General features: G+C 37.9%; 3 protein-coding genes and 2 pseudogenes. 3 read left to right on the top strand and 2 right to left on the bottom strand.

The features are described from left to right. A pseudogene (locus HRU49_RS13985) lies at positions 1 to 234 on the bottom strand (GTP cyclohydrolase I); the annotation flags it as partial. 198 nt (positions 235 to 432) lie between these two features. Here HRU49_RS13985 and HRU49_RS13980 point away from each other — a divergent pair. Then, a complete protein-coding gene (locus HRU49_RS13980) occupies positions 433 to 894 on the top strand; it encodes a hypothetical protein (RefSeq protein ID WP_296358226.1) in 462 nt (153 codons plus the stop codon). A 10-nt stretch (positions 895 to 904) separates the two neighbouring features. Beyond that, positions 905 to 3211 carry a PKD domain-containing protein gene (locus tag HRU49_RS13975; protein ID WP_296358224.1) on the top strand — a complete coding sequence of 769 codons (2307 nt, stop codon included), beginning with the start codon at positions 905 to 907 and terminating at the stop codon, positions 3209 to 3211. Here HRU49_RS13975 and HRU49_RS13970 read toward each other — a convergent pair. After that, positions 3196 to 3330: a hypothetical protein gene (locus HRU49_RS13970; RefSeq protein WP_296358222.1), complete on the bottom strand. Its 135-nt coding sequence runs from the start codon at positions 3328 to 3330 to the stop codon at positions 3196 to 3198. The two genes, HRU49_RS13975 and HRU49_RS13970, sit on opposite strands and share 16 nt — an antisense overlap. Before the next feature lie 160 nt (positions 3331 to 3490). Here HRU49_RS13970 and HRU49_RS13965 point away from each other — a divergent pair. Beyond that, positions 3491 to 4811: pseudogene (locus HRU49_RS13965) on the top strand (hypothetical protein); the annotation flags it as partial.

Below are 4811 nucleotides of genomic sequence, written 5' to 3'. Positions count from 1 at the left end.
AAAAATCTCATTTACAAACATTTTGGCAACACGCTTTGGTGTACCACTTAAACTATCATCTTTTAAGTCTAAACCTAGTGTTTGTAAAATATGCCTAACGTCGTCTTTGATAATATCTATCTTTTCTTCATCAGTTAATTCAAAAGCATCTTCACGCATCGGAGTATCACTTGATGATCCAATGTGATCGTCACCGATTGCATCTATATCGTTAAAATCATTTTCGATTTTCATAGTCAATAATATTATTAATCAATCTCTTAAAAGAGACGGCAAAGATACGTAATAAAAATAGTACTCAAGAGGTAGGAATTTTAGAATTATACTTGTTCTATAAGTAAAACCGTTTAAATACCAATTACATTGACGAATTAACAACGGTTTTTATAAAATTTTCTTAATTTTCGAAACTCTAAAACTAACGGTTAAGCCATGAACAAACTATTTACAATTTTAATTGTGATTCTTTTGCCTATGTGTATTTCTGGGCAGCATAAGGTACGCAAGAAACCCCTTCCATTAGCAAAATTTGAGGACAATGTTAAGTTGCCTTTAACTTCGAAAGAAAGGTCTCAAATTACGGAGGTGTATGGCGAATATGCCGATAAATATATTTTTAATAATGAAAATAGACTGAGAGGTTTTAAGCAAATACTTAGGAATAGAGTTGTTATTAAAAAGATTACAGATAAAAATGAAATTAAAGAATGTCCAAATTTATCTGAGGTGCCACTTTTCAAAAAATTTGCACCAGAATTAAAGCGTGATGACAATTTTAATCCTAAGGAGTTCAATCCTCTTAAATATAGTTTTGCATTTTACTCAGCGAGTGCTTCGATGTATCAGGTAGATAATACCAATTACTATATTATTATAAAGTCCCAACATCAATAAAATTTACAGTATGAAGTCTATAATTACAATTTTTTTAGTTGCGTTCACATCTGTCTTAATTGCTCAAGATGTGAATATGCAAACAGGTACTGTAAATCAATGTGGCGGTGTTTTTTACGATTCGGGTGGTGAATTCGGAAATTATTCTAATGATGAAAATTTAGTACTCACAATCTGCCCTGATAATCCTGGTCAAAAGGTAATACTAAACTTTACGGAATTTAGCACGCAGTTAAATTTAGATGTTATGACCATTTATAACGGTGATTCAGTTGCTGCTCCTCCTTTTGGTACATTTTCAGGTGTTGATAGTCCTGGGTTAGTACAAGCTACACAAGATAACACCTCTGGTTGTTTAACGATAGAATTTGTTTCTGACGCAGGTGGTAATACATCGGGTTGGGCTGCTGATATATCCTGTTTAACTCCTTGTCAAGTCATCAATTCACAAATTGATTCAGCATCACCGACACCAAATGGGGATGGCTATATTAGAGTCTGCCCCAATGAAGACATTACACTTACAGGTAGTGGAACATTCTCTGTTGATGGAACTGGTGCAACATATGAGTGGGATTTAGGCGACGGTAATACAGTTGCAGGACAAACCGCCACTTTTTCTTATCCAAATCCAGGTGTATATATCGTGAATTTAAATATTAGAGATGCAAACACCTCGATTGATCCTTTAGGATGTACCAACAATAATCTCATAAATCAAGTCATTCAAGTAGCAACCGAACCGGATTTTACTGGAACACAAGCTGCTAATCCTGTGATTTGTTTTGGTGGTTCTACGACGATTGAAGGGGTTGTAAATCCTGTTGAATTTATTAATGATTGTACACCACCAGTTGCTGATACGACATTTTTACCTGATGGTTCTGGCGCACAATATACAACCTCAATCCCAGTAGATTGCTTTGACTCCGCTCAAACATTAACTGACCCTAATCAATTAATTGAAGTTTGTATTAATATCGAGCATTCTTATTCGGGGGATTTAGATATTTTTATCCAAAGTCCGCATGGCCAAGAGATTCAATTATTTGAACAAGCGGGTGGTGGAACTTATTGGGGTGGTGCCAATGATGATAATTCAACTGTTCCGGGAACAGGAGAACAATATTGTTTTTCTATGTCTGCGACAACATTATTAGCTAATGCACCTACAGAAATTAACGGGACTAATCCTCCTGGTAACTCATGGGTTCCGGGTACTTATTTACCAGTTGAGAGTTTTGCAGGCTTGGTTGGTAGTCCGTTGAATGGAGATTGGACAATACGAATAGTAGATAACCTCTCTATTGATAATGGTTATATCTTCGAGTGGTTCTTGAATTTTGATCCGGCTATACAGCCACCAGAGTTGTCATTTACTCCAACCATAACTTCTGAAGGTTGGGATCCAGATCCAACAATCACAAATACTACTGGAAATGTGATTACGGTTGAGCCTACAGCAGAAGGGCAATATTGTTATACTTATAGAGTTACAGATGATTTTGGTTGTGAATATACTGAAGAGGTATGTATCGATGTATTACCCGAGTTAATTACTGAAGTCCCAAGTAACCTATTTGTTTGTGATACTGGTGCTCCACCTTACATTTTTAATCTAGATTCTAATACCTCGGTTGTATTAGCAAGTGCTCCTAACGCAACTGATTTAGTGGTGACTTATCATAACTCACAGGCCGATGCCGATGCGGATGTTGGTGCCATAACCGGTTTAACAAATTATTCTGGAACGGACGGTGAGACTATCCACATTAGAGTAGAATATTTAGACTCTGGATGCTACGAAGTATTACCGTTTACACTAAATGTATCTGGTCAGCCCGATATAAATTCTGTTTTAGACATCGAGACTTGTGATGACCTATCAAATGACGAATTTGAAGAGTTTAATTTAGAGTTACAGACTTTAGGTATTTTAGGTCCGCAATCTAGTACAGATTTTAATGTAACATACCATTTAAGTTTTGCTGATGCGGATGCTGGTGCTGGTGTATTACCACTTCTTTACACAAATACTAGCAACCCTCAACCAATATATGTTAGGGTTGAAAGTGCTGGTGATTCTTCTTGTTACAATGCATCGGTAAATCCTGAGTTTCTATTAATAGTAAATCCAAGAGATGATGCTTCTTTTGATGTTACGCCAACGTGTGATGGAGCAACTGTGAATACTCCTATTCTAACTCCAGGTGGTACTTTTACGTTTAATCCCGCGCCAACAGATGGTACTATTATAAATCCAATAACTGGCGAAGTTACGGGGGGAACATCTGGTGCATCCTATACAATAGAGTAAACTACAACAGGAACTTGTCCTACAACCTCGTTACAGACTTTCAATGTTCTTGAAACAGATGATGCTTCTTTTTCAATTACAGCTTCATGTGATGGAGGTAGTGTTGATACACCAATCATTACACCAGGAGGTACTTTTAGTTTTAATCCAGTTCCTGCTGATACAGCTTCAATTGATCCTATATCGGGAGAGGTAACTGATGCAACTCCAGGTACAACATATACCGTTCAGTATGTAACATCAGGTGTCTGTCCTTCAACGAGTACTCAAGATCTAACGGTGTTAGAATTAGATGATCCAACTTTTTCATTAAATCCAACTTGTGATGGTGCAACGGCTAACATCACTGGAGATTTAGGTGGTACCTTTACACTAAATCCTGATCTAGGAGATGGTGCAGTCATTGATCCAGCAACTGGAACAATTACTAACGGAATTTCAGGTACGACCTACACTGTAAATTACACAACGGGAGGAGCATGTCCGCAAACATCGACAGAAACAGTTACTGTTAACCTTTCTGATGATGCTTCTTTTTCAGTTACTGCAACATGTGATGGTGCAACTGTTGATTTACCATTAGCTACACCTGGAGGAACATTTAGTTTTGATGTATTGCCAGCAGACGCTGCTGTAATTGATCCTATTTCAGGTGAGGTCATGGACGGTACGCCGGGTGCTACATATTCTATTGTTTATTCAACTTCAGGAATTTGTTCTGATACAGAAGTGGTAACGTTTAGTGTTCTACCTGAGGACGATGCTAGTTTCTCAGTCGATCCCACATGTGATGGTGGAATTCCAAATCCGTCAGGTGTCTTAGGCGGAACTTTTACTTTTAATATTCCACCTACTGATGCTGCTGTTATTGATGCTAATACTGGAGTTGTTTCCAATGGTACACCAGGTGAGACCTATACTATTGAATATGTTACTAATGGTGCATGTCCAAATAGTAGTATAGTAGAATTTACAGCGAATCCCTTACCTTCTTTAGTAGCACCAACGCCTTTAGAGGTTTGTGATGATGGCACACCAGATGGATTAACATCGATAGATTTAAGTATAAAGGACTTTGAGATAACGGGTAATAATCCACAATACTCAGTGAGTTATTATCTATCTCAGGCCGATGCAGATGATGAGGTAAATCCGTTGGCAATACCTTATACAAACATTTCTAATCCACAGACGATATTTGTACGAGGTGAGGATGAGATTACAGGGTGTTTTACAACGACCACTTTAGATTTAGTGGTTGAGCAAGCGCCAGTAGCTAATATGCCGATGCCATTACGCTATTGTGATCCAGACAATGATGGTTTTGGGGTCTTTACATTAACGGATGCCGATAATGAGATTACAGGAGGTGCAGCAGGACTAACGGTAACTTACCATGAGACCTTTGCCAATGCAGATAACAATGCAGATGCTATAGACACCTCAGTACCATACACTAATATTGTGGCAGATGATGGTGATAGTGATCCACCTATTATCATATATGCTAGGGTAGAGAGTTCTACCATAGCTACAAACTGTGCGACGATAGTCCCTTTAGAACTCATAGTAGAGCCAACACCACAGCTTATAGCTCCAA

Origin of the sequence: Winogradskyella sp., from assembly GCF_013213975.1 — a bacterium.
Classification (GTDB): Bacteria; Bacteroidota; Bacteroidia; order Flavobacteriales; family Flavobacteriaceae; genus Winogradskyella.
The sequence above is the reverse complement of the archived record's forward strand: the minus strand, read 5'-3'. Positions and strand labels throughout refer to the sequence as shown.